We start from the raw sequence: 24,743 nt of genomic DNA, 5'->3' as shown, positions 1-24,743 counted from the left end.
AATTTCACGTTATGCATTTCGCTGAGGTCGGCCGATGAAGGCGACAGGTAATTTCGAGGCGGCGCGCGACGTCGACCCGATGGTGGTGTTGAGCGACAAGACCCGCGCTCACATCGATCACTGGCTGTCCAAGTTCCCGCCGGACCGCAAGCGCTCTGCCGTGCTGCAGGGCCTGCATGCGGCCCAGGAGCAGAACGAGGGCTGGCTGACCGACGAACTGATCGCCGGCGTGGCCAAGTACCTGGACCTGCCGCCGGTGTGGGCCTACGAGGTCGCCAGCTTCTACTCGATGTTCGAGACCGAGAAGGTGGGCCGCAACAACGTGGCCATCTGCACCAACATCAGCTGCTGGCTCAATGGCGCCGAGGACATCGTGCGCCATTGCGAGAAGAAGCTGGGCATCAAGCACGGTGAATCGACCCCGGACGGCCGCGTCTACCTCAAGCGCGAGGAAGAGTGCCTGGCCGGCTGCGGTGGCGCGCCGATGATGGTCATCAACGGTCACTACCATGAGCGTCTGACCCTGGAAAAGGTCGACGAGCTGCTGGACGGGCTGGAGTAAGGGCATGGCACATCACCACGAATCCAAGGGTCCGGTCGGCCCCGCGCCGCTGCCGCACCAGGTGGTCTACACCACCCTGCATTACGACACCCCGTGGTCGTACGAAAGCTACCTGAAGACCGGTGGCTACGCCGCCCTGCGCAAGATCCTCGAAGAGAAGATCCCGCCGGAGCAGGTCATCGAGATGGTCAAGGCCTCGGGCCTGCGCGGCCGCGGTGGCGCCGGCTTCCCGACCGGCCTGAAGTGGTCCTTCATGCCCAAGGGCAACATGCAGAAGTACATCCTCTGCAACTCGGACGAATCCGAGCCGGGCACCTGCAAGGACCGCGACATCCTGCGCTACAACCCGCATTCGGTGGTGGAAGGCATGGCGATCGCCTGCTACGCCACCGGTTCGACCGTGGGTTACAACTACCTGCGCGGTGAGTTCCACCACGAGCCGTTCGAGCACTTCGAGCAGGCCCTGGCCGACGCCTATGCGAACGGCTGGCTGGGCAAGAACGTGATGGGCTCGGGCGTGGACATCGACATCTACGGTGCGCTGGGCGCCGGCGCCTACATCTGCGGCGAAGAAACCGCGCTGATGGAATCGCTGGAAGGCAAGAAGGGCCAGCCGCGCTACAAGCCGCCGTTCCCGGCCAACTTCGGCCTGTACGGCAAGCCGTCGACGATCAACAACACCGAAACCTACGGTTCGGTGCCGGCGATCATCCGCAACGGTCCGGAGTGGTTCAAGGGCCTGAGCCTGACCGCCAACGGCGGCCCGAAGTGCTTCTCGGTGTCCGGCTGCGTGCAGAACGGTGGCAACTTCGAAGTGCCGCTGGGTACCAAATTCCACGATCTATTGGAAATGGCAGGTGGCCTGCGTCCGGGCCGCACCCTGAAGGGCGCGATCCCGGGCGGCGTGTCGATGCCGGTGCTGACCGCGGCCGAGCTGAAGGACCTGCCGATGGACTACGACACCATCCGTGCGCTGGGCTCCGGCCTGGGTTCGGGTGCGATCGTGGTGCTCGACGACAGCGTCTGCTGCGTCAAGTTCGCCTGCCGCATCAGCCAGTTCTTCCACAAGGAATCCTGTGGCCAGTGCACCCCGTGCCGTGAAGGTACCGGCTGGATGCACCGCGTGCTGGAGCGCATCGTCGCCGGCAAGGCCACGATGGAAGACCTGCACCAGCTGAAGGCAGTGGCCGGCCAGATCGAAGGCCATACCATCTGTGCGTTCGGCGAAGCGGCTGCATGGCCCATCCAGGGCTTCCTGCGCCAGTTCTGGGACGAGTTCGAGTACTACATCGTCAACGGTCATTCGATGGTTGACGGCAAGAAGGTGGAGGCAGCCGCTGCATGAGCGCGCAACCCGTAAATCCGAGCGTCCCACCCGATCACGTCACCATCGAGATCGATGGCAAGTCGCTGGTCGTGCCCAAGGGCTCGATGATCATCCAGGCCGCCGACAAGGCCGGCATCTCCATTCCGCGCTTCTGCTACCACGAGAAGCTGCCGATCGCCGCCAACTGCCGCATGTGCCTGGTGGACGTGGAGAAGTCGCCGAAGCCGGCACCCGCCTGCGCTACCCCGGTGATGGACGGCATGAAGGTCGCCACCCGTAGCGAAAAGGCACTGAAGTTCCAGCGCTCGGTGATGGAGTTCCTGCTCATCAACCACCCGCTGGACTGCCCGATCTGCGACCAGGGCGGCGAGTGCGAGCTGCAGGACGTGTCGCTGGGCTATGGCCGTTCGGTCAGCCGCTTCAACGAGCGCAAGCGCGTGGTGCCGGACGAGGACATGGGTCCGCTGGTCGCCACCGAGATGACCCGCTGCATCCAGTGCACCCGCTGCGTCCGCTTCACCGCCGACGTTGCCGGTACCTACGAGCTGGGTGGCATGTACCGCGGTGAGAACCTGCAGATCGGTACCTTCGACGGCAAGCCGCTGACCACCGAGCTGTCCGGTAACGTCGTCGACGTCTGCCCGGTCGGCGCGCTGACCAACAAGGTATTCCAGTTCCGCGCCCGCCCGTGGGAACTGACCGCGCGCGAGTCGCTGGGTTACCACGACGCGATGGGTTCGAACCTGTTCCTGCACGTGCGTCGCGGCGAAGTGCTGCGCACCGTGCCGCGCGACAACGAAGCCGTGAACGAGTGCTGGCTGTCCGACCGTGACCGCTACTCGCACCAGGGCCTGTACAGCGAAGACCGTGCGGTCAAGCCGCTGCGCAAGGTCAATGGCGAGTGGAAGGAAGTGAGCTGGGCCGAAGGCCTGGCCGCGGCCGCCGAGATCCTCAAGGCGAACCAGGGCGACAACCTGGGCGTGCTGGTGCACCCGTCCACCTCGAACGAGGAAGGCGCGCTGCTGGCCCGCCTGGCCAAGGGCCTGGGCTCGAGCAACATCGATCACCGCATCAACAACCGCGATTTCTCCGACGCCGCAACCGCCGAAGTGTTCGGCCTGCCGTTGGCCGAAATCGAAGGCGCCGACCGCATCGTCGTTCTGGGCAGCAACATCCGCCACGAACTGCCGCTGCTGCACGCCCGCCTGCGCAAGGCGCAGACCACCAAGGGCGCGAAGATCCACGTCGTCAACCCGGTGGACTTCGACTTCGCCTTCAGCATTGCCGGCAAGCAGATCGTCGCGCCGTCGAAGTTCGTCGACGCGCTGGCCAACGCCGAGCTGCGTTCGGCCGTGCAGGGCGGCAACAACACCGTGCTGATCGTCGGTGGCATCGCCGAGAACCACCCGCAGGCTGCCGCGATCCGCGCCGCTGCGCGTGAGTTCGCCGCCGCCACCGGTGCCAAGCTGTGCCGCATCCCGCAGGGCGCCAATGCCGTGGGCCTGACCCGCGCCGGCGTGCTGCCGGCCGGCAAGGACGTCGCCGCGATGCTGGCGCAGCCGCGCCAGGCCTACGTGGTCTACGGCCTGGAGCCGGGCCTGGACTTCGCCGATGCCCCGGCCGCGCGCAAGGCACTGGTCGGTGCCCAGGTGGTGGCCTTCAGCCAGTTCGCCTGCGTGTCCACCCGCGACGTCGCCGACGTCATCCTGCCGATCGGTGCACTGCCGGAAATCGACGCCACCCTGACCAACCTCGATGGTCGCGAGCAGTCGGCCCGTGCCGGCGGCAAGCTGCCGGGCGAGGCCCGTGAAGGCTGGCGCGTGCTGCGTGCACTGGGCGGCGAAATGGCGCTGACCGGTTTCGACTTCACCGACCTGGCCGGCCTGCGTGCCAGCCTGGCCCCGGTGTCGGTCACCGTTGCCGCTTCGGCGCAGCCGGCGGTTGCCGGTGAAGGCCTGGAAGTGGCTTCGACCGCCGCGATCTACCGCACCGATGCGGTGGTCCGTCGCGCGCCGGCGCTGCAGTCGCATCCGCTGAACAACGCCCCGCGCATCGTGCTGAACGCTGAAGATGCCGCTCGCCTGCAGCTGCAGGAAGGGCAGATGGCCAAGGTCGGCACCGATGCCGGCAAGGCCACCCTGCCGGTGGTGGTCGACGCCCGCGTCGCTGCGGGTTCGGTCTGGATTGAATCGGGCCACGGCGCGACCGCGCCGCTGGGTGCCGCTCGCGTAACGGTGGTGGCTGCATGAACGAATTGCTGTTGAACGCGGTCGACCCGCTGCACCAGTGGCTGCTTGGCCTCGGTGATATCGGCGCGCTGATCTGGATCATCCTGAAGATCCTGGTGATCACCGTGCCGGTGATCATCTCGGTGGCCTTCTACGTGGTCTGGGAACGCAAGCTGATCGGCTGGATGCACGTCCGCCACGGCCCGATGTACGTGGGCATGGGCATCTTCCAGGCCTTCGCCGACGTCTTCAAGCTGCTGTTCAAGGAAGTGGTCCAGCCGAGCAGTGCCAACAAGGCGATCTACCTGCTGGCCCCGCTGATCACCCTGGCCCCGGCCTTCGCGGCCTGGTCGGTGGTGCCCTTCGATTCGCAGATCGTGCTGTCCAACGCCAACGCTGGCCTGTTGTACCTGCTGGCGATGACCTCGCTGGGCATCTACGGCATCATCCTGGCCGGTTGGGCGTCCAACTCGAAGTACGCGTTCCTGGGTGCGATGCGCGCCTCGGCGCAGATGATCAGCTACGAAATCGCCATGGGCTTCGCCCTGGTCGGCGTGATGATCGCCGCTGGCAGCCTGAACCTGAGCAACATCGTGATGGCGCAGGCCGGCAGCTCCGGCTTCTTCGACTGGTTCCTGCTGCCGCTGTTCCCGCTGTTCGTCATCTACTGGGTGTCGGGCGTGGCTGAAACCAACCGCGCGCCGTTCGACGTGGTGGAAGGCGAGTCGGAAATCGTGGCCGGCCACATGGTCGAATACTCCGGCGGTGCCTTCGCCCTGTTCTTCCTGGCCGAATACGCGAACATGATCCTGATCAGCTTCCTGATCTCGATCTTCTTCCTTGGCGGCTGGCTGAGCCCGGTCCAGGGCTGGGTCAACTTCGGCGATGTCTCGCCGCTGGTCGACTGGATCTGGAAGGGCGGTGCACCGTGGCTGTTCGTCAAGGTGTTCTTCTTCGCCAGTGCCTACATCTGGTTCCGTGCCAGCTTCCCGCGCTTCCGCTATGACCAGATCATGCGCCTGGGCTGGAAGGTCTTCATCCCGCTGGCCATTCTGTGGATCGCGGTTACCGCCGTCATGGTGTTCTTCGGCGTGATTCAAAAGGGCGTCTAAGTGATGAACAGGATTACCCATTACTTCAAGAGCCTGCTGCTGCTCGAACTGCTGGCCGGTCTTTGGCTGACGCTGAAGTACAGCTTCAAGCCGAAGTACACGATGATGTACCCGATGGAGAAGTTCCCGCAGTCGCCGCGCTTCCGTGGCCTGCACGCACTGCGCCGTTATCCCAACGGCGAAGAGCGCTGCATTGCCTGCAAGCTGTGTGAAGCGGTGTGCCCGGCCTTGGCCATCACCATCGACTCGGCCAAGCGCGAGGACGGCACCCGCCGTACCACCCGCTACGACATCGACCTGTTCAAGTGCATCTTCTGCGGCTTCTGCGAAGAAAGCTGCCCGGTGGACTCGATCGTCGAAACCCACATCCTCGAGTACCACTTCGAGAACCGTGGCGAAAACATCGTTACCAAGCCGCAGCTGCTGGCCCTTGGCGATCGTCTCGAAAACGAGATCGCCGAGCGTCGTGCCGCCGATGCCGCTTACCGCTGAGGTCGAGAGATGGATTGGGTAAATATCGCTTTCTGGGTGTTCGCCATCGCGGCAACGGTTTCGGCCGGTGCGGTGATCAGCGTGCGCAACCCGGTGCATGCAGTGCTGTGCCTGGTGCTGACCTTCTTCTCCATTGCCTGCGTGTGGCTGCTGGTGGGCGCCGAGTTCCTCGGCGTGGCGCTGGTGCTGGTCTACGTCGGCGCGGTGATGGTGCTGTTCCTGTTCGTGGTGATGATGCTGGACATCGATCCCACCAAGATGCGTGAAGGCTGGGTGCGCTACCTGCCGGTCGGTCTGATCGTGGCGGTGGCGATGCTGGTGCAGATGCTGATCCTGATCGGCGTGAAGGGCAGGGCGGTCACCCCGTTCCCGGCCGACAACGCCGCTGCGGTCGCTGCCGACAGCTCCAACGTCACCTGGCTGGCGCGCACGCTGTTCACCGAATACCTGCTGCCGTTCGAGTTCGCCGCCGTCATCCTGACCGTGGCCGTGGTGGCCGCCGTGATGCTGACCCTGCGCCGCCGTACCGGCGTGAAGAGCCAGAACCCGGGTGAGCAGACCATGGTCAAGGCCGGCCAGCGCCTGCGCATGGTCAAGATGGGCGCCGAAGCACCGGTCGTGCACAGCAACAGCAAGCCGGCCACCGGCGAGGAGACCCAGCCGTGATTACCCTTGGCCACATGCTTGCGCTGGGCGCGGTGCTGTTTGCCATCAGCCTGGCCGGCATCTTCCTCAACCGGAAGAACGTCATCGTCCTGCTGATGTCGATCGAGCTGATGCTGCTGTCGGTGAACATCAATTTCGTCGGATTTTCGCGTCAGCTGGGCGATCCGTCCGGCCAGCTGTTCGTGTTCTTCATCCTGACCGTCGCCGCCGCGGAAGCCGCCATCGGCCTGGCGATCCTGGTGACCCTGTTCCGTACCCGCCGCACGATCAATGTCGGCGAAGTCGATTCGCTGAAGGGCTGATCCACAGATGGAAATCACTCTCTCCAAGAGTCTGTTGATCGCAGTGGTGCTTGCACCGCTGTTCGGCAGCATCATCGCCGGCCTGTTCGGTCGCCAGGTCAAGCGCTTCGGCGCGCAGACCATCACCATCCTCGGCGTCGCAGTAGCCTGCGGCCTGTCGATGTACACGTTCTACCAGCTGATGTGGGGCGGCGCGCAGCCGTTCAACCAGAACATCTACACGTTCTTCGAGGTTGGCCAGTACTCGGCCCACGTCGGCTTCATGGTCGACAAGCTGACCGCGATGATGATGGTGGTGGTGACCTTCGTGTCGCTGCTGGTCCACATCTACACGATCGGCTACATGCAGGACGATCCGGGCTACCAGCGGTTCTTCAGCTACATCTCGCTGTTCACCTTCTCGATGCTCACCCTGGTGATGAGCAACAACTTCCTGCAGCTGTTCTTCGGCTGGGAAGCGGTGGGCCTGGTGTCGTACCTGCTGATCGGCTTCTGGTTCAAGCGCCCGACCGCGATCTTCGCCAACATGAAGGCGTTCCTGGTCAACCGCGTCGGTGACTTCGGCTTCCTGCTGGGCATCGCCGGCGTGCTGTGGGTGTTCGGCACCCTGGACTACTCGCAGGTGTTCTCGCAGGCCGGCATGCTGGCCGACCCGCGCGCCCAGCTGCAGATCTGGGACGGCACGATCCTGGGCATGCAGCTGCTGAACGAGCCGGTGATCTGGTCGATCGCCACCGTCATCTGCATCTGCCTGTTCATCGGCGCCATGGGCAAGTCGGCCCAGGTCCCGCTGCACGTGTGGCTGCCGGACTCGATGGAAGGCCCGACCCCGATCTCGGCACTGATCCACGCCGCGACGATGGTGACCGCCGGTATCTTCATGGTCACCCGCATGTCGCCGCTGTTCGAGCTGTCGCAGACCGCGCTGAACTTCGTGCTGTTCATCGGTGCCACCACCGCGTTCTTCACCGGCCTGATCGGCATCGTGCAGAACGACATCAAGCGCGTTGTCGCGTACTCCACGCTGTCGCAGCTGGGCTACATGACCGTCGCCCTGGGCGTGTCGGCCTACTCGGCCGCCGTGTTCCACCTGATGACCCACGCCTTCTTCAAGGCCCTGCTGTTCCTGGGCGCCGGCTCGGTCATCATCGCGATGCACCATGAGCAGGACATGCGCAAGATGGGCGGCCTGCGCAAGTACATGCCGATCACCTTCATCACCATGTGGATCGGTACGCTGGCCCTGGTCGGCACGCCGTTCTTCTCCGGCTTCTACTCGAAGGACACCATCATCGAGGCGGCCGAAATCCACGCCCACATGCAGAACAGCTGGGTGGCCACCTATGGCTACTGGGCGGTGCTGGGTGGCGTGCTGGTGACCAGCTTCTACAGCTTCCGCCTGCTGTTCATGACCTTCCATGGCAAGGAACGTTTCCGCGACGCGCATGACGATCATGGTCATGGCCATGACGATCACCACGCCGCCGACGCGCACCATGCCGGCGCCCACCACGGCGATGCCCATGACGACCACGGCCATGGCCACGGTCCGCATGAGCCGCACGAAACCCCGTGGGTAGTGACCCTGCCGCTGATCCTGCTGGCCATCCCGTCGATCGCCATCGGTTTCTTCAGCATCGGTCCGATGCTGCACGGCACCGACTGGGCCGGCCACCATGCGCACGAGGCGATCAAGGGCCAGGCACAGACGTTCTTCACCGGCATCGTCGACTTCTACGATCCGGCCAAGAACACCGTCGCGTTCCTGGGTGAAGAGTTCCATGGCCCGGTGGCGTTCGCGCTGCACGGCATGATGCTGCCGCCGTTCTGGCTGACCCTGGCGGGCTTCCTGCTTGCTGCGCTGTTCTACCTGTGGAAGCCGGACCTGTCGGGCAAGGCGCGCAAGACCTTCGCCCCGATCGTTTCGGTGCTGGAAAACAAGTACGGCTTCGACAAGCTGTGGATCGATGGCTTTGCCGGCGGCAGCGTCAAGCTGGGCAAGGTCTCGCGCTGGATCGACAGCAACATCGTCGACGGCGTGGTCAATCTCTCGGCACGTGTTGTGGACGTTGCAGCCGGCGTGCTGCGTCGTACCCAATCCGGTTTCCTCTATCACTACGCCTTCGCGATGATCATCGGCCTGATTGCCCTGCTGGGCGTGCTGATGCATTACCTGCGTTGATGACCTGTACGGAATAAGAAGACGTGTCGAACTGGCCTCTACTCAGTGTCCTCATCTGGCTGCCGATCATCGGTGGCGCCCTGATCCTTGCGATCCGTGATGCACAGACTGCCCGCTGGGCGTCGCTGGGCGTCGCGGTGCTCACCTTCGTTGCAAGCCTCTCGCTGCTGAGCGGCTACAACGCGGGCATCGACGGTCTGCAGTTCGTCGAGACCCATGCCTGGATCCCGGCGTACAAGATCGGCTACAACCTGGGCGTGGACGGCATTGCCGTGGCGCTGATCCTGCTGACCACCCTGGTCAGCGTGCTTGCCCTGATCGGCGCCTGGAGCGCCATCGACAAGCGCGTGAACCAGTACGTGGCGGCCTTCCTGATCCTGGAAGGCGTCACCGTCGGCATCTTCGCCGCGACGGACGCGATGCTGTTCTACGTGTTCTTCGAAGCCATGCTGATCCCGATGTTCCTGATCATTGGTGTCTGGGGCGGGCCGCGCCGCATCTACGCTGCGCTGAAGTTCTTCCTGTACACCTTCCTCGGCTCGGTGCTGATGCTGGTGGCGCTGATCTACCTGTACATGAAGGGCGGCAGCTTCCAGCTGGCCGACCTGTACGCGCTGCCGCTGTCGGCCAAGGAACAGACCTGGATCTTCTTCGCGTTCCTGATCGCCTTCGCGGTCAAGGTGCCGATGTTCCCGGTCCACACCTGGCTGCCGGACGCCCACGTGGAAGCGCCGACCGCCGGTTCGGTGATCCTGGCCGCCATCGCCCTGAAGATCGGTGGCTACGGCTTCCTGCGCTTCAACCTGCCGATCGTCCCGGACGCGTCGCAGGAATGGGCCTGGCTGGTGATCGCGCTGTCGCTGATCGCGGTGATCTACGTCGGCCTGGTCGCCCTGGTGCAGGACGACATGAAGAAGCTGATCGCCTATTCGTCGATCGCGCACATGGGCTTCGTCACCCTGGGCACCTTCATCGCCCTGTGGCTGGTGCGTGAAGCCGGCAACGCCGATGCTGCCCGCCTGGGCCTGCAGGGCGCCATGGTGCAGATGATCTCGCACGGCTTCGTGTCCGGCGCGATGTTCTCCTGCGTCGGCGTGCTGTACGACCGCATGCACAGCCGCCGCATCGCCGATTACGGCGGCGTGGTCAACGTGATGCCGTGGTTCGCCACCTTCGCCATGCTGTTCTTCATGGCCAACGCGGGCCTGCCGGGCACCAGCGGTTTCGTCGGCGAGTTCATGGTCATCCTGTCGGCCTTCCAGCGTAATCCGTGGATCGCACTGGGCGCGGCCACCACCCTGATCATCGGCGCCGCCTACACCCTGTGGCTGTACAAGCGCATCTTCTTCGGCGAAGTGGCCAACAGCCACGTGGCCGAACTGAAGGACATCAACGGCCGCGAATGGCTGGTGCTGGGCGTGTTCGCCATCGGCGTGCTGGCCCTGGGCATCTACCCCAAGCCGCTGACCGACCTGATGGAGCCCTCGATCGCGAAGCTGGCGATGCAGATCGCATCCAGCAAGCTGCTGTAATTCCAGGATTTGATGATGACCACCTCGCCGCTGCTGCCATTGACCGCCGCTGACCTGCCACCGCTCGCTCCCGAGCTGGTGCTGATCGGCAGCGCCTTCGCCCTGATGATCCTCGACCTGTTCGTCAGCAACCGGAACAAGATCGTCACCCACCTGTTCTCGCTCGCTGCGCTGGCCGTGGTGCTGTTCATGCTGGCCACCGGCGTGGGCGGGCAGGGCGAGGTCTTCCATGGCATGTTCGTGCGCGATACCGCCGCGGACGTGATGAAGACCGGGATCGTGCTGCTCAGCGGCCTGACCCTGGTCTACGGCTGGCGCTACCTGCGTGACCGCAACCTGTTCCAGGGCGAGATCCCGGTGCTGATCCTGTTCGGCACCGCCGGCATGATGATCCTGGTCTCGGCCGGCAGCCTGCTGATGGTCTACCTGGGCCTGGAACTGCTGGCGCTGTGCTCCTACGCCCTGGTCGCCAGCAACCGTGAAAACGGCCTGGCCTCGGAAGCGGCGATGAAGTACATCGTGCTTGGCTCGCTGGCCTCGGGCCTGCTGCTGTACGGCATGTCGCTGATCTACGGCGCCACCGGCAGCCTGCACCTGGACGTCATCCGTGACGCCATCCCGCACTCGGAAGAGCGCGTGCTGCTGATCACCGGTGCGGTGTTCATGATCGCCGGCGTCGCCTTCAAGCTGGGTGCTGCACCGTTCCACATGTGGCTGCCGGACGTGTACCAGGGTGCCCCGGCACCGATCGCGCTGTTCATCAGCTCGGCGCCGAAGCTGGCCGCCTTCGGCATGGCCTACCGCCTGCTGGAGATGGGCGTGGGTCCGCTGTCGACCGAACTGCAGTTGCTGATCGCCGGCCTGGCCGCGGTCTCGCTGGTCATCGGCAACCTGATGGCCATCGCGCAGAGCAACCTCAAGCGCATGCTGGCGTTCTCCACCGTCTCGCACATCGGCTTCCTGCTGATGGGCATCGCCGGTGGTGGCGCGCAGGGCTATGCCGCAGCGCTGTTCTACGCACTGGCCTACGCCATCATGTCCACCGCCGCCTTCGGCGCGATCATCGCGCTGTCGCGTGCCGGCTTTGAAGCCGAGAACATCGAGGACTTCAAGGGCCTCAATGCCCGCAACCCGTGGATGGCCGGCCTGGTGCTGTGCATCATGGCGTCGCTGGCCGGCATCCCGCCGTTCCTGGGCTTCTGGACCAAGCTGGCGGTGCTGAGCGCGGCCGTCAATGGCGGCCTGCTGTGGCTGGCCATCCTCGGCGTGCTGTGCGCCGTGGTCGGCTGCTTCTACTACCTGCGCGTCATCAAGGTCATGTACTTCGATGAGCCGGTGGGCGAGGCCATGCCGCGCAGCAACGACCGCGTGCTGGGCCTCGTGCTGGGCGTGAACGCGCTGGCGCTGCTGGCGCTGGGCCTGGCCTGGAACCCGATCATGGTCTGGTGCCAGCAGGCATTTGCGCATCTTGCATAAAAGTTGACACAAAGCTGCGCGATTCGTGTAATATGCGCAGCCTGAGTTGTCACTGCAGCGGTTCAGCCAGAACATCGTTGCGGTAGCCCTCCTCGAAAGAGCAGGGCAGCAGTTCAAACACTTCCGGTGCGGGGTGGAGCAGTCTGGCAGCTCGTCGGGCTCATAACCCGAAGGTCGCAGGTTCAAATCCTGCCCCCGCTACCAACATCGAATCGGCGCCAACCGGCTTGATGAATGAGGAAAAGCTTGCAGGTTTTGAAGTTATGCCTCATAATTCCGCTTCTGATGCGGGGTGGAGCAGTCTGGCAGCTCGTCGGGCTCATAACCCGAAGGTCGCAGGTTCAAATCCTGCCCCCGCTACCAAGTAAAGAGATCGCCTTCGAAGTCCTGCTTCGAGGGCGTTTTTCTTTGGGGCGGTGCGCGATCCGCCGGGCATGGCCCGGCGCTACCCGTACGCCGCACGGTGGTAGCGCCGGGCCATGCCCGGCGAGCGCAGCGGACGCTTCGGGGTAGCCCCGCACCTTGCACCAGCGCGGTGCAGCCGCTATCATCAGCGGCCTAGCAGTACCCCTGAAGGCGGCCTCCCGGCGGGAGTCCGGACCCGGAAGGAGGGCCGCAACCGGCAGGCACTGCAGGTTGCAACCGGAATCCAGTCACCGGAGTCTTTCCGGAAAAGGGGCCCAGCGGGCCCTTTGTCGTTTCCGGGGCGTCATGTTTTCACGCCGGCCAAGGCCGGCACCCAACCAAGAGATCAAGGCAGGCTGTGAGCGACAAGGCAACCGACATCGCGAATCTGCTCGCCCCGACCGTTGTGTCGCTGGGCCTGGAGCTGCTGGGCGTTGAGTATCTGCCGGCCCCCGGCGGTGCGACCCTGCGCCTTTACATCGACGTGCCGCTGGCTGAACAGCCCGAGCGCATCATCAATGTCGACGACTGCGAGCGGGTCAGCCGCGAAGTGTCGGCGCAGCTGGACGTCGAAGACCCGATCAGCGGCAATTACACGCTGGAAGTGTCCTCGCCGGGCGTGGATCGCCCGCTGTTCAACCTGGAGCAGTTCGCCCGCCACCAGGGTGAATCGGCCAAGGTCACGCTGAAGCTGCCGCAGGACAACCGTCGTCGCCTGCAGGGCCGTATCGAGGCGACCGACGAGGCCGCAGGCACCATCACCTTCATCGTCGACAAGACCGAAGTGGTGGTGTCGGCCGACAACATCGACAAGGCACGGATCATGCCCGACTGGGTGGCGCTGGGGCTGGCCCCGAGCAAGCCGACCGGTCCGGCACCGAAGCGTCCGAAGCCGAACACGAATTCTTCTTCCAACGAGCCGGCGGCAAAGAAGCCGCGCGCGGAGTGAGCCAATGAGCAAGGAACTGTTGCTGGTAGTCGACGCGGTCGCCAACGAGAAGGGCGTGCCGCGTGAAGTGATCTTCGATGCCATCGAGGCCGCCCTGGCCTCGGCAGCGAAGAAGCGCTATCCCGACGAGGAAGTGCTGACCCGCGTGGTCATCGACCACAAGGATGGCAGCTACGAAACCTACCGCCGCTGGGAAGTGGTGGCCGATGACGTGGTCATGGAATCGCCGGACCGCCAGATCCGCCTGATGGACGCCGTCGATGAAGCCGAAGGCGTGGACGTCGGCGACTACATCGAAGAGCAGATCGAGAACCCGGACTTCGGCCGCATCGCTGCCCAGGCCGCCAAGCAGGTCATCGTCCAGCGCGTGCGCGAAGCCGAGCGCCAGCAGGTCGTGGATGCGTGGAAGGATCGCGTCGGCGAACTGATCACTGGTGTGGTCAAGCGCGCCGAGCGCGGCAACATCTATGTCGACCTCGGTGGCAACGCCGAAGGCTTCATCCCGAAGGACAAGGGCATTCCGCGCGACGTGCTGCGCGCCGGCGACCGCGTGCGCGGCTACCTGGCCGAAGTCCGTTCGGAGCCGCGTGGCCCGCAGCTGTTCATCAGCCGCGCCGCCCCGGAATTCATGATCGAGCTGTTCAAGCTGGAAGTGCCGGAAGTCGGCCAGGGCCTGGTGGAAATCAAGGCCTGTGCCCGCGATCCGGGCGACCGCGCCAAGATTGCCGTGCTGGCCCACGACCAGCGCACCGATCCGATCGGCGCCTGCATCGGCATGCGCGGTTCGCGCGTGCAGGCCGTGTCCAACGAGCTCAATGGCGAGCGCGTGGACATCGTGCTGTGGAACGACAACCCGGCCAACTTCGTCATCAATGCGATGGCACCGGCCGAAGTGCAGTCGATCATCGTCGATGAAGACAAGCACTCGATGGACCTGGCCGTCGCTGAAGACCGCCTGGCCCAGGCGATCGGCAAGGGCGGCCAGAACGTGCGCCTGGCCAGCCGCCTGACCGGCTGGCAGCTCAACGTGATGACCCAGGACCAGGTCACCGCCAAGTCGGAAGCCGAGCAGGCTTCGGCCCGCCAGCTGTTCATGGACAAGCTGGAAGTGGACGAAGAGATCGCCGGCATCCTGGTCAGCGAAGGCTTCGGCACCGTCGAGGAAATCGCTTATGTCCCGGTCGGCGAACTGCTGGCCGTGGAAGGTTTCGACGAAGACATCGTCGAAGAGCTGCGCGCTCGTGCCCGCGATGCGCTGCTCAATGAGGCCCTGGCAGTCGAGGAAGGCCTTGAAGACGGCCAGCCGGCGCAGGACCTGCTGTCCCTGAAGGGCATGGACGAAGCCACCGCGTATGCGCTGGCCGGCCACGGCGTGCGTACCAGCGAGGACCTGTCCGACCTGGCCGCCGACGAGGTCATGGACTTCGGCATCGAAGGACTGGATCAGGCGCGCGCCGCTGCGCTGATCCTGGCCGCCCGTGCCGAAGAGATCGCCCGACTGGAACGCGGCGAATGAGCCGGCAATGAACAGGGCCCTGAGCCGCTCAGGGCGTAGAATCCGCGCCACCTCCAGATGCGGGGGGGCGCCCACAAGATCATAGGATCCGAATGTCGCAGCAAACCACCATCCGCAAGCTTGCCGAACTGGTCAACACGCCGGTCGAAAAACTGCTGGAACAGCTGGCCGGTGCCGGCATGAAGTTCAGCGGTCCCGACCAGGTCGTGACCAGCTCCGAGAAGGTGAAGCTCCTGGGCTTCCTTCGTCGTTCGCACGGCAAGCCCGAGCAGGCCCCGGAAGAGACCGATCAGTCTGCAAAGAAGATCACGCTCAACCGCCGGAAGCAGCAGGAAGTGACGGTCAATTCCGGTCGCAGCAAGACGACCGTGAATGTCGAGGTCCGCCAGAAGCGTACCTACGTCAAGGATGGTGCTCGCGCCATGACGCCGGACGAAGAGCGCGCCGACATCCTGCGCAAGCTGGAAGAGTCGCGTGCCCGCAACCTTGCCGAACAGCAGGCCCTGGCCGAGAAGGATCGTCTGCGCGACGAAGCCATCGTCCGTGCCCGTGAGGAAGAGGTCGCGGCCAAGGAACGCGCAGAGGCCGAGAAGAAGGCCGCCGAGGAAGCTGCGGCTGCCGCCAAGGCTGCCGAGGCGCTGGCTGCCAGCAAGCCCAAGCGCGCTCCGATCGATGAAACCGCGCCGCGCCCGCCGCGTGCTCCGGCCGCGGCTCCGGCTGCGCCGCGCAGTGCACCGCCGCCGCCGCGCAACGACGACCGCAACAACCGCAGCGCACCGCGCAACGAGCGTGGCCCGGGCGACCGTTTCGCCGGCCAGATGCACCTGTCGGCTGCCGACCGCGCGCGTCGTGGCAACAGCAACAACAGCAACACCCGTGGTCGTCCGGGCGGGCGCAACCAGGCCGGTGGCCGTCGCGACATGTCGCGCGGTGGCAACAATGCCGGTCCGCACGCGTTCGAGCGTCCGACCGCACCGGTGGTGCGTGAAGTGGCGATCGGCGACACGATCACCGTGGCCGACCTGGCGCAGAAGCTCGCGCTGAAGGGCGGCGAGGTGGTCAAGGCGCTGTTCAAGATGGGCGTGATGGCCACCATCACCCAGTCCATCGACCATGACACCGCCGCGCTGGTGACCGAAGAACTCGGCCACAAGGCGATCCGTGCCAACGACAACGACGCCGAAGACGCACTGCTGGCCTCGACCGGTGAAAACCAGGGCGAAGCCACCCAGCGCCCGCCGGTGGTCACCATCATGGGCCACGTCGACCACGGCAAGACCTCGCTGCTGGACTACATCCGCCGCACCAAGGTCGCCACCGGCGAAGCCGGCGGCATCACCCAGCACATCGGTGCCTACCACGTGGATACGCCGAAGGGCGTGATCAGCTTCCTGGATACCCCGGGCCATGCTGCCTTCACCTCGATGCGTGCCCGCGGCGCCAAGCTGACCGACATCGTGGTGCTGGTCGTGGCCGCCGATGACGGCGTCATGCCGCAGACCAAGGAAGCGATCCAGCACGCCCGTTCGGCGGGTGTGCCGCTGATCGTGGCGATCAACAAGATCGACAAGTCCGACGCCGACCCGATGCGGGTCAAGAACGAACTGCTGTCCGAGCAGGTCGTGGCCGAAGACTTCGGTGGTGACACCCAGATGGTGGAGATCTCGGCCAAGACCGGCCTGGGCATCGACGACCTGCTGGACGCCATCTCGATCCAGGCCGAACTGCTGGAACTGAAGGCCGTCGACGAAGGCCGCGCCTCGGGCGTGGTGATCGAATCGTCGCTGGACAAGGGCCGCGGCCCGGTCGCTACCGTGCTGGTGCAGCAGGGCCGCCTGAAGAAGGGCGACTACCTGGTGTGCGGCATCCAGTACGGCCGCGTGCGTGCGCTGTTCGACGAAACCGGCAAGCAGCCGGAGTTCGCCGGCCCGTCCATCCCTGTGCAGGTCCTGGGCCTGTCCGGCGTGCCGGAAGCCGGTGACGACTTCGTGGTCGTCGAGGACGAGCGCCTGGCCAAGGACGTTGCCCAGCAGCGTGAGACCAAGCGCCGTGAATCGCGCCTGGTCGCCACCGCTGGCAGCCGTATGGAAGACATCATGGCGACCCTGGGCAAGGGCGAGGGCCAGCAGGTCCTCAACCTGGTCATCAAGGCCGACGTGCAGGGTTCGGTGCAGGCCCTCAGCCAGGCACTGGTCGCGCTGTCCAACGAAGACATCCGCATCAACGTGATCCACTCCGGCGTGGGCGGCATCACTGAATCGGACGCCAACTCGGCGGCCGCTTCGAAGGCCACCGTCATCGGCTTCAACGTGCGTGCGGATGCTTCGGCCCGTCGCATCATCGAATCCAACGGCGTGGACCTGCGTTACTTCTCGATCATCTATGACGTGATCGATCAGGTGAAGCAGGTGGCTTCCGGTCTGCTGGGCGTGGAGATCCGCGAAGAGATCATCGGTATCGCCGAGGTCCGCGACGTCTTCCGCAGCTCCAAGCTGGGCGCCGTCGCCGGTTCGATGGTCATCGAGGGCGTGGTCAAGCGCAACAAGCCGATCCGCGTGCTGCGCGACAGCGTGGTGATCTTCGAAGGCGAGCTGGAATCGCTGCGCCGCTTCAAGGAAAACGTCGAGGAAGTCCGCAACGGTACCGAATGCGGTATCGCGGTGAAGGCCTACAACGACGTCAAGCCGGGTGACCAGATCGAGTGCTTCGAGCGTATCGAAGTGCCGCGCACCCTGTAATGCTGCAAGGGGCCGGTCCTCGCGGATCGGTCCGCCACCCTGGTGGGGCCCGACCCTGGTCGGGCCGCCTTCCCTGGTAGGGCCCGGCCTTGGTCGGGTCACATTCAAATCAAGAGCCTGACCGCGTGCCCAAGACTTTCCATCGAACCGACCGTGTCTCCGCCCAGCTGCGCCGTGAACTCGGCACCCTGGTGCACAACGCCGTGCGCGAGCACGGGTTGCCCTCGGTGAGCGTGTCCGACGTGGAAATCACCCGCGACATGGCCCATGCCAAGGTGTTCGTCACCGCGCTGATGCCGGAGCGTTCGGCTGAAGCCGTGGCCGGCCTGAAGGAGCTGGGCTACCGCCTGCGCATGGACCTGGCCCGCGCGATGAAGCTGCGCCACGTGCCGGAGCTGCATTTCCACTACGACGATTCGGTCGACCGTGGTGAGCACATCGACAACATCCTGCGCGACCTGCCCGATACGCTGGCCGCGGAGAAGCGTCGCGAGAGCGACGAAGAATAAGCTAGCGCCGGGCCCATGCCCGGCGTCTTTCCATTCTGACCGTGCGAGGCCGGACGCTGGCCGCGCTTCGCGCTCGCCGGGCATGGCCCGGCGCTACCCGTATCTGTCATGACCCGAATTCAGTTCCGCCGCCTGGATGGCATCCTGCTGCTCGACAAGTCGACCGGCATGAGCTCCAACGCCGCCCTGCAGGTGGCCCGCCGCCTGTTCCGCGCCGAGAAGGGCGGCCACACCGGCAGCCTCGACCCGTTGGCCACCGGCCTGCTGCCGCTGTGCTTCGGCGAGGCGACCAAGATCGCCGGCCTGCTGCTCGGCTCGGCCAAGGCCTACGACGCCGAGATCGTGCTCGGCCAGACCACCGATACCGATGACGCCGAAGGCCAGGTGCTGCTGCAGCGCCCGGTGCCGGTGATCAGTGCCGAGGCGCTGCAGGCCGCACTGGCACCGCTGACTGGCAGCATCCGCCAGCGTGCCCCGATCTATTCGGCGTTGAAGCAGGGCGGTGAGCCGCTGTATGTGAAGGCCCGCCGTGGCGATGTCATCGAAGCGCCAGAGCGCGAGGTCCAGGTGCATGCCATCGAGGTGCTGGAGCAGCAGCCGGAACGGCTGCGCCTGCGCGTGACCTGCGGCTCGGGCACCTATATCCGCAGCCTGGCCCGCGATCTGGGCGAGGCGCTGGGTTGTGGCGCCCATATCAGCGCGCTGCGCCGGCTCTGGGTGGAACCGTTCCGCGAACCGGCCACGGTCACGCTGGACCAGCTGCGGGCAATGGTCGAGGCCGGCGACGAGGCGGGCATGGACGCGCTGCTGCTGCCGCTGGCGGCCGGGCTGGCGGAATACCCGCGGGTCGACCTCGATGCCGGCCAGGCCCACCGCTTCTGCGTCGGCCAGCGCCAGCGCGACCCGTCCTGGCCGCATGGCCTGGTCGCCGTGTTTGGTCCGGACGATGCTGTCCAGGGGCTCGGGCAGGTCGATGACAGCGGGCTGCTGGCCCCGCAGCGCCGCTTCAACCTCTGAACGGGGCAGGGTGGTTCAGCCCCGGACCTTGTTCCCGGCCCCCCCGACCGTTACAATTTCGCGGCCGTTTTCCGGCAGCCTGCCTCGCGCAGGTTTCATCCTCGTAGTCCACGGCGAGCCTGGCGGTGCGCGAAGCGCGTTCCTGCCGGCCACGCATCACAGAGAAAAAAGAAATGTCGATCGACACCCAGAAGGTCATTGAAGACAACAAGCGCAGCTCGGCTGACACCGGCTCCCCGGAAGTCCAGGTTGCCCTGCTGACCGCCCGCATCGAACTGCTGACCGGCCACTTCAAGACCCACAAGAAGGACCACCACAGCCGCCGCGGCCTGCTGCAGATGGTCAACCGCCGTCGCAGCCTGCTCGACTACCTGAAGAAGAAGGACGTCGAGCGTTACAAGGCCCTGATTGAAAAGCTTGGCCTGCGTCGCTAAGCAACGAATCCCCCGCGGCGCAGCGATGCGCCGCGGTTTTGTTTTGTAGCACCGCAATCCCCGATTCAGGCCGGAACGATCCGGCCACCCGCTGGCGGCAAGGGTCGCCGACGGTCCAAATTCGCAGACAGCATCCCCAAGGACACCCTCCGTGGCAAAAATCACCAAAACCTTCCAGTACGGCAAGCACACCGTCACGCTCGAGACCGGCGAAGTCGCCCGTCAGGCCAGCGGTGCCGTCATCGTCAAGATGGACGACACCGTACTGCTGGTCACCGCCGTCGCCGCCAAGAGCGCGCGCGAAGGCCAGGACTTCTTCCCGCTGACCGTCGATTATCAGGAAAAGTTCTACGCCGGCGGCCGTATCCCGGGTGGTTTCTTCAAGCGTGAAGGCCGTGCGACCGAGAAGGAAACCCTGATCTCGCGTCTGATCGACCGTCCGATCCGCCCGCTGTTCCCGGAAGACTACAAGAACGAAGTGCAGATCATCGCCACGGTCATGTCGCTGAACCCGGACGTGGACGGCGACATCCCGGCCCTGATCGGCGCCTCGGCTGCCCTGGCCCTGGCCGGCACCCCGTTCATGGGTCCGATCGGCGCTGCCAAGGTCGGTTACAAGAACGGCGAGTACATCCTGAACCCGACCGTCAGCGAACTGGCTGACTCGCAGCTGGAACTGGTCGTCGCCGGTACCTCCAACGCCGTGCTGATGGTTGAATCCGAAGCCGCGCTGCTGTCCGAAGAAGTGATGCTGGGCGCCGTGACCTTCGGTCACCGCGAAATGCAGAAGGTCATCAACGCGATCAACGAGCTGACCGTCGAAGCCGGCACCAAGCCGTCGACCTGGGAAGCCCCGGCCAAGAACGACGCGCTGATCTCCGCCCTGAAGGAAGCCATCGGCCCGCGCCTGGGCGAAGCCTTCCAGGTGCGCGACAAGCTGCAGCGCCGCGACGCCATCTCGGCGATCAAGAAGGACGTGGTCGAAACCCTGGCTGGCCGCGTGGCTGCCGAGGGCTGGAACCCGGCCGAGCTGTCGAAGGAATTCGGCGAGCTGGAATACCGCACCATGCGTGACTCGGTGCTGGACACCAAGGTCCGCATCGATGGTCGTGCGCTGGACACCGTCCGCCCGATCGCCGTCAAGACCGGCGTGCTGCCGCGTACCCACGGTTCCTCGCTGTTCACCCGCGGCGAAACCCAGGCCATCGTGACCATCACCCTGGGCACTGCCCGTGACGGCCAGGTCATCGACGCCGTTGCCGGTGAGTACAAGGAAAACTTCCTGTTCCACTACAACTTCCCTCCGTTCTCGGTGGGCGAGTGCGGCCGCATGATGGGCCCGAAGCGCCGCGAAATCGGCCACGGTCGCCTGGCCAAGCGCGGCGTGCTGGCTGTCATGCCGTCGCTGGAAGCCTTCCCGTACACCATCCGCGTCGTCTCGGAAATCACCGAGTCGAACGGTTCCTCGTCGATGGCCTCGGTCTGCGGCTCGTCGCTGGCCCTGATGGACGCCGGCGTGCCGGTGAAGGCGCCGGTGGCCGGTATCGCCATGGGCCTGGTCAAGGAAGGCGAGCGCTTCGTCGTCCTGTCCGACATCCTGGGTGACGAAGATCACCTGGGTGACATGGACTTCAAGGTGGCCGGTACCGCTGAGGGCATTTCCGCCCTGCAGATGGACATCAAGATCGAAGGCATCACCGAAGAGATCATGAAGCAGGCCCTGCAGCAGGCCAAGGCCGGCCGTCTGCACATCCTGGGCGAAATGGCCCACGGCCTGACCGCTCCGCGCGAAGAGCTGTCGGACTACGCGCCGCGCCTGCTGACCATCAAGATCCACCCGGACAAGATCCGCGAAGTGATCGGCAAGGGTGGTTCGACCATCCAGGCCATCACCAAGGAAACCGGCACCCAGATCGACATCCAGGACGACGGCACCATCGTCATCGCTTCGGTCAACGCCATCGCTGCCCAGGCCGCCAAGGCCCGCATCGAGCAGATCACCTCGGACGTCGAGCCGGGCCGCATCTACGAAGGCAAGGTCGCCAAGATCATGGACTTCGGTGCGTTCGTCACCATCCTGCCGGGCAAGGACGGCCTGGTCCACGTGTCGCAGATCTCCAGCGATCGCGTCGAGAAGGTCGGCGACGTGCTGAAGGAAGGCGATGTGGTCAAGGTCAAGGTGCTGGAAGTCGACAAGCAGGGCCGTATCCGCCTGTCGATGAAGGCCGTGGAAGAAGGCGACGCCGTCAGCGCCGAATAATCGGCGGTGGGTGTCAACCTTGGTTGACACGCTCCTGGAATCGCTGAAATGAAAAAGCGGGCTTCGGCCCGCTTTTTCTTTGCCTGCCGCCATCAGGTAGCGCCGGGCCATGCCCGGCGGGGCAGCTACGCTTCCTCGTCTTCCTCTTCCCCCAGCCACCACACCTGGCCCGGCTCGGGGTCACTCAGCGGATGCTCTCGCTGTTCGATGGCCTCCAGCACGCGTCCCGGGGCCGCGGCGGTCCACGCCGCCAGCAGCTTCTCCACCGCAGCCCGGCCCTGCGCGGCAATGCCCAGATCGCGCTCGCGCGCCCAGGTACCTTCTTCGGCGGCCTCTGCATCGTCGTCATGTTGGTGCGGGGTGCCATAGCTGCAGCGGCGGCACAGCCGGCGCACGGTCGCGGTCCAATCCTCGACCATGCCGATGCCAGGCAGGTTCATGGCCCCCAGGGCAGCGATGTCATCGGCTGAATCGCACTGCACGAACACGGTGAAGGTCGCCATGTCCGATGGCTGCAGGCGCTGCATTGCATTGAACACCGGCACCTCGTGTTCGCCGTACGTACGGCGGCCGGTCGATGCGCCGTCATGCAGCACGATGTCGCCGAAGCGGAAGCCGCTTTCGGGCAGCGGCACGTTGTCGATGCGTGCACGCACCGGATCAATGCGGCTCATGTACACCACTTCGGCGTCGGACCACGGCGCCAGGCGCATGCAGGCCACGCCGAAGTTGCCCTCGATCGGGCCTTCGCCCTCGGGCAGGGTGATCCCGCAGCGGGTCCACTGGCGTCGTGCTTCGGCCCAGTCCGCCATGCCGGTGGCCGCGATCCCGGCATTCCAGGCGGTGGCGACATCGAATTCCCCGCGCAGCTGCTCCGATCGCAGGTTGTCCTGCAACGAGGCCGGCCAGTCGCGCAGGTACTTGTGCGCCAGCCCGCGCATGTAGTGCAGGTAGGGCACCTCGGGAGCGATGGCGATCAGTTCGCCGAACAGCTCCACCGCCTGCGGCAGGTCGCCTTCGTGGAACGCGTCGTAGGCGCGCGCTTCCAGTATCTGGTGTTCGTCGAGGGATGCGTCGTCCAGCAGGTCGCCGTCGGGAGTGGTGTCGTGATCGGTGCTCATGTCCATGTGCGGTTGAAGATCCGCGGCCACCTTAGCCGATGCAGGGCGCCGGGTGCGCTGCGTCGGTGCGTGTCCTGCTGCAATGCATGATGGCAGTGGCATGACTGCCACGTTGTCGCCCTCTGGCCGATCGTTGCTGTCCACTGGACGACATGCCACGACATCGGTCCCACGGCCTCATCGGTTTGCTAACGTGGCGGCGCCTTCGAACCGGGAGATTCCATGTTCCGCCAGACCGTGGCCGTCCTTGCCGTGCTGATTGCCGGCGCCCTGCCCATTGCCGCGCACGCCGCGCCCGCACAGCCGCCGATCTTCGGTGCCTACTACCCCGGCGGTTCCGCCGAGCGCTATCCGGTGTCGAGCATTCCGGCCGAGCGCCTGACCCACCTGTTCTACGCGTTCTCGACCATCGAGGACGGGCGTTGCACGATCGGTACAGAAGCACCGAAGAACTTCGCCGCGCTGGCCGAGCTGAAGAAGGCACACCCGCATCTGCGTACGCTTATTTCGATTGGCGGCTGGGGCGCGGGCGGGTTCTCCAATGCGGCGCTGACCGAGGCCAGCCGCAAGCGGTTGGTCGATTCGTGCATGGCGTTGTTCTTCGATCGCCACGCCGGCAGCTTTGATGGGGTGGATATCGACTGGGAATTCCCGGTCAGTGGCGGCCCGAAGGAGCTTGCGCACCGTCCGCAGGATCGCGCCAACCTGACCCGGCTCGCGCAGGCATTCCGCGTGGCACTCGATGCGCGCGGTCGCAAAGCGGGGCAGCCGATGCTGCTGACCGCCGCGCTGGCCGCCGGTCGCCTGCAGACCGATGGCCCCTACGATCCGGCCGCCAGCTACGACCTGCCGGCGCTGGCCAAGGTGTTCGATTTCATCAACCTGATGAGTTACGACATGGGCACCGGCTTCTCGGCGGTGTCGACCTTCAACGCGCCGCTGCATGAGGTGGCGGCCGACCCGCTGGCGCCGGAGCTGCGCCGTTGGAACAACGTGGCCGGTGCCGTGCAGTTCTACCGCGAGCACGGCGTGCCGGCCGGCAAGCTGGTGCTGGGCGTGCCGTTCTACGGGCGCGGCTTCAAGGTCACCGGCGACGCCCCGGATGGGCTGTACCAGGCCTACAATGCACCGGCCGATGCCGGCGATTGGCGGGTGATCAAGGCGCGCTATCTCGACCAGCCGGGCTGGACGAAGCACTGGCAGCCTCAGGCACAGAGCCCATGGCTGTACAACGCCGCGCAGAAGATCTTCATCAGCTATGAGGACCCGCGCTCGATCGGCCTGCGTGCGCAGTTCGCCCGCGAGCAGGGCCTGGCCGGCGTGTTCATGTGGGAGCTGACCGGCGACGACGAACAGGCCAGCCTGCTCAACGCCATGCTCGCCCCGTGGCAGAAGGCACGCGTCGGCGATTGAGCCTCCCGCTGGCGCTGGGCCATGCCCGGCGGATGCGGCAACGCCATCGGCCCAACCCCGCACATCGAGGCCATGCCCGCAGCGTTACGCTGCGGGCATGATCCATCTCGAACGCCTGGACCATCTGGTCCTCACCGTGGTCGACATCGAACGCAGCTGTGATTTCTACCAGCGCGTGCTCGGCATGCAGGTCGTGCGCTTCGGCGCCGGCCGTACCGCGCTGCAGTTCGGCCGGCAGAAGATCAACCTGCATCCGGCCAGCGCCCCGCTGCAGCCGCATGCGCTGCAACCCACGCCGGGCAGCGCCGATCTCTGCCTGATCACGCGCAGTGCCATGGCCGATGTGCTGGCGCACCTGCAGGCGCAGGCCGTCGCGGTGGAGGAAGGGCCGGTGGCCCGCACCGGTGCACTGGGTCCGATCGAATCGGTGTACTTCCGCGACCCGGATGGCAACCTGATCGAAGTCAGCCGTTACCCGGACGAAGCACAACTGCTCCGGTAG

Annotated in this window: 20 protein-coding genes and 2 tRNA genes; 21 read left to right on the top strand and 1 reads right to left on the bottom strand. The window is 65.4% G+C overall.

Annotated features, from left to right (window positions below):
- The first annotated feature begins 34 nt into the window (after positions 1-34).
- The 19 genes from nuoE (at position 35) to pnp (ending at position 21,707) form a co-directional block, all read left to right on the top strand.
- Entirely contained in the window at positions 35-562 is a 528-nt protein-coding gene (nuoE, locus tag QP552_RS14660; RefSeq protein WP_006381132.1) for an NADH-quinone oxidoreductase subunit NuoE, read from the top strand.
- 4 nt (positions 563-566) lie between these two features.
- Positions 567-1,907, top strand: a complete 1,341-nt coding sequence (nuoF, locus tag QP552_RS14655) for an NADH-quinone oxidoreductase subunit NuoF (protein ID WP_005410459.1) — start codon at positions 567-569, stop codon at positions 1,905-1,907.
- Positions 1,904-4,138, top strand: a complete 2,235-nt coding sequence (nuoG, locus tag QP552_RS14650; RefSeq protein WP_286073947.1) for an NADH-quinone oxidoreductase subunit NuoG — start codon at positions 1,904-1,906, stop codon at positions 4,136-4,138. The genes nuoF and nuoG overlap by 4 nt, the downstream gene beginning before the upstream one ends.
- Complete coding sequence (gene nuoH / locus QP552_RS14645) at positions 4,135-5,229, top strand: NADH-quinone oxidoreductase subunit NuoH (protein WP_005410457.1); 1,095 nt, start codon at positions 4,135-4,137, stop codon at positions 5,227-5,229. Before nuoG ends, nuoH begins: the two co-directional genes overlap by 4 nt.
- 3 nt (positions 5,230-5,232) lie before the next feature.
- Positions 5,233-5,721 carry an NADH-quinone oxidoreductase subunit NuoI gene (gene nuoI / locus QP552_RS14640; RefSeq protein WP_005410456.1) on the top strand — a complete coding sequence of 163 codons (489 nt, stop codon included), beginning with the start codon at positions 5,233-5,235 and terminating at the stop codon, positions 5,719-5,721.
- Between the two features lie 9 nt (positions 5,722-5,730).
- Positions 5,731-6,387, top strand: a complete 657-nt coding sequence (locus QP552_RS14635; RefSeq protein WP_010486441.1) for an NADH-quinone oxidoreductase subunit J — start codon at positions 5,731-5,733, stop codon at positions 6,385-6,387.
- Positions 6,384-6,689, top strand: a complete 306-nt coding sequence (nuoK, locus tag QP552_RS14630; protein ID WP_005410454.1) for an NADH-quinone oxidoreductase subunit NuoK — start codon at positions 6,384-6,386, stop codon at positions 6,687-6,689. Before QP552_RS14635 ends, nuoK begins: the two co-directional genes overlap by 4 nt.
- Positions 6,690-6,696: 7 nt before the next feature.
- On the top strand, positions 6,697-8,871 hold the full coding sequence (gene nuoL / locus QP552_RS14625; RefSeq protein ID WP_286073946.1) for an NADH-quinone oxidoreductase subunit L: 2,175 nt from the start codon (positions 6,697-6,699) through the stop codon (positions 8,869-8,871).
- Between the two features lie 23 nt (positions 8,872-8,894).
- Positions 8,895-10,403 carry an NADH-quinone oxidoreductase subunit M gene (locus QP552_RS14620; protein WP_005410452.1) on the top strand — a complete coding sequence of 503 codons (1,509 nt, stop codon included), beginning with the start codon at positions 8,895-8,897 and terminating at the stop codon, positions 10,401-10,403.
- A 15-nt stretch (positions 10,404-10,418) separates the two neighbouring features.
- On the top strand, positions 10,419-11,879 hold the full coding sequence (gene nuoN, locus QP552_RS14615) for an NADH-quinone oxidoreductase subunit NuoN (RefSeq protein WP_286073945.1): 1,461 nt from the start codon (positions 10,419-10,421) through the stop codon (positions 11,877-11,879).
- 127 nt (positions 11,880-12,006) lie between these two features.
- Positions 12,007-12,083: transfer RNA gene (locus QP552_RS14610), tRNA-Met, on the top strand.
- Between the two features lie 82 nt (positions 12,084-12,165).
- Positions 12,166-12,242: transfer RNA gene (locus QP552_RS14605), tRNA-Met, on the top strand.
- A 400-nt stretch (positions 12,243-12,642) separates the two neighbouring features.
- The gene (rimP, locus tag QP552_RS14600; protein WP_005410450.1) at positions 12,643-13,233 is read left to right on the top strand and encodes a ribosome maturation factor RimP; all 591 of its coding nucleotides are present in this window, start codon (positions 12,643-12,645) and stop codon (positions 13,231-13,233) included.
- Positions 13,234-13,237: 4 nt separating this feature from the next.
- A complete protein-coding gene (gene nusA / locus QP552_RS14595) occupies positions 13,238-14,749 on the top strand; it encodes a transcription termination factor NusA (RefSeq protein WP_006458580.1) in 1,512 nt (503 codons plus the stop codon).
- Positions 14,750-14,841: 92 nt separating this feature from the next.
- The gene (gene infB, locus QP552_RS14590; RefSeq protein WP_049427045.1) at positions 14,842-17,487 is read left to right on the top strand and encodes a translation initiation factor IF-2; all 2,646 of its coding nucleotides are present in this window, start codon (positions 14,842-14,844) and stop codon (positions 17,485-17,487) included.
- A gap of 125 nt (positions 17,488-17,612) precedes the next feature.
- Entirely contained in the window at positions 17,613-17,996 is a 384-nt protein-coding gene (gene rbfA / locus QP552_RS14585; RefSeq protein ID WP_005410447.1) for a 30S ribosome-binding factor RbfA, read from the top strand.
- A 108-nt stretch (positions 17,997-18,104) separates the two neighbouring features.
- Positions 18,105-19,013 (top strand): tRNA pseudouridine(55) synthase TruB, encoded by a 909-nt coding sequence (truB, locus tag QP552_RS14580; protein WP_286073944.1) that lies wholly within the window; start codon positions 18,105-18,107, stop codon positions 19,011-19,013.
- A 173-nt stretch (positions 19,014-19,186) separates the two neighbouring features.
- Entirely contained in the window at positions 19,187-19,447 is a 261-nt protein-coding gene (rpsO, locus tag QP552_RS14575; RefSeq protein ID WP_005410445.1) for a 30S ribosomal protein S15, read from the top strand.
- A gap of 151 nt (positions 19,448-19,598) precedes the next feature.
- On the top strand, positions 19,599-21,707 hold the full coding sequence (pnp, locus tag QP552_RS14570) for a polyribonucleotide nucleotidyltransferase (protein ID WP_032128652.1): 2,109 nt from the start codon (positions 19,599-19,601) through the stop codon (positions 21,705-21,707).
- Positions 21,708-21,832: 125 nt separating this feature from the next.
- Here pnp and QP552_RS14565 read toward each other — a convergent pair whose 3' ends face one another.
- A complete protein-coding gene (locus tag QP552_RS14565; RefSeq protein ID WP_286073943.1) occupies positions 21,833-22,828 on the bottom strand; it encodes a hypothetical protein in 996 nt (331 codons plus the stop codon).
- A 222-nt stretch (positions 22,829-23,050) separates the two neighbouring features.
- Between QP552_RS14565 and QP552_RS14560 the strand changes: the two genes are divergently transcribed.
- Together QP552_RS14560 and QP552_RS14555 are read left to right on the top strand one after the other, a co-directional pair.
- A complete protein-coding gene (locus tag QP552_RS14560; RefSeq protein ID WP_111113466.1) occupies positions 23,051-24,241 on the top strand; it encodes a glycoside hydrolase family 18 protein in 1,191 nt (396 codons plus the stop codon).
- A 97-nt stretch (positions 24,242-24,338) separates the two neighbouring features.
- Entirely contained in the window at positions 24,339-24,743 is a 405-nt protein-coding gene (locus QP552_RS14555) for a VOC family protein (protein WP_286073942.1), read from the top strand.

Source organism: Stenotrophomonas sp. 59 (assembly GCF_030291095.1).
GTDB classification, from domain to species: domain Bacteria; phylum Pseudomonadota; class Gammaproteobacteria; order Xanthomonadales; family Xanthomonadaceae; genus Stenotrophomonas; species Stenotrophomonas maltophilia_Q.
The sequence above is the reverse complement of the archived record's forward strand: the minus strand, read 5'-3'. Positions and strand labels throughout refer to the sequence as shown.